Below are 1,287 nucleotides of genomic sequence, written 5' to 3' on the forward strand. Positions count from 1 at the left end.
TTGTAAATTTCAAGTTCAAGTTAGCCACTTAGTCTCAAAAAATTTTATGATTGTTCTTTCTTTGATTTAACTTAGCTCTTTTCCATATGCTTAGATTGCCTGACGTTCCTGATGGAAGGCGCGGACAAAGCGTTCATAGGGTGTGTCATAAGCCAAGATGCGACGTGGATAGGCATTCATCCACTGTTGTATTCTTAAGCATTGCTCTTTAGTGATTTCCCTCAATGAACAGCCTTTTGGAAAGAATCGCCGAATCAACTTATGTTGGTTTTCACTGGACCCTCTTTCCCAAGTGGCATAAGGGTGGGCAAAGTAGACATCGATGTTTTCTTTGAGCAGGTCGTATAAATCCGAGAATTCCGATCCGTTATCCGCCGTAAAGCTTTTGAAGAGCTGAGGAAAGGCATCCCCCGCACGTTCCTTTAAGTCTGTGATAGCTTGGTTGACCGATTGGGCATCTTTCCCCTTCAACTTCAGGATGATTTCAAAGCGGGTTTGGCGTTCGACCAGAGTGAGTAAGACAGGGTCTAATTTGGTTTGTTGGCCGATCACCGTGTCAATTTCCCAATGACCAAATTCAGACCGGTCATTAATTGCCTCCGGACGCAGGTCAATGGAAGGACCCAGTATACGCTTGTTTTGACGATGGCCTTGAGATGTGGGCGTTGATTTGCGAGACAATTTCTCAAGTAAATCCATGTTTTTAGTCCGCATCACCCCGCGATCAATCCAATCATAGAGGGTGGTTGTACACGGAATGAGGGCGTCCTCAAAGAGGCCATCTTTGCGCGCTCTTTGAACAACGGCGTCGGGGGACCATTTCTCTTCTAACATCTTTTGATCAGCCCATTCCATAAAAAGGCTGGCTTGAAGCCATTTAGGCTGGCGACCACTCTTCAAACGCTGATCATCATAATAGGCTTGACCCGCATCGGCAAAATAAAGGTCATCGGAGTAAATATAATCCTTACCGTTAGACGTCACGCGATTGATTTGGGTCACAGTGCCTCGCTTGACTTCATTATTGATGGTTTGATGATTGCGGCCTAAAACACGGCCGATATGGCGATGGGAGTAGCCTTCCTTTAATAAAATCTGGATTTGATAACGTTCGCCGTCGGTCAGGTGTTTTCCTTTACGGGCATTTGTGTTAGAATTAGTTTGCGTCATGTGAATTCATCCTTGTCTATTGAGAGTTGTCGTAACTTCAATATAACATGAAAATTCACAGGGCGTATTTTTTTATGCCTTTTTATAGGTGGCTAAGTTCATTATAAAATCCACCTT

At 44.1% G+C, this 1,287-nt stretch carries 1 protein-coding gene; it reads right to left on the reverse strand.

Going from position 1 to position 1,287, the window contains the following annotated elements; translation table 11 throughout:
* Nucleotides 1-90: 90 nt before the first annotated feature.
* Entirely contained in the window at nt 91-1,170 is a 1,080-nt protein-coding gene (locus tag ACEN3Z_RS11850) for an IS30 family transposase (protein ID WP_407090979.1), read from the reverse strand.
* Between the last annotated feature and the right edge of the window lie 117 nt (nt 1,171-1,287).

Origin of the sequence: Ruoffia sp. FAM 26254 (assembly GCF_045528545.1) — a bacterium.
Taxonomy (GTDB): Bacteria; Bacillota; Bacilli; order Lactobacillales; family Aerococcaceae; genus Ruoffia; species Ruoffia halotolerans.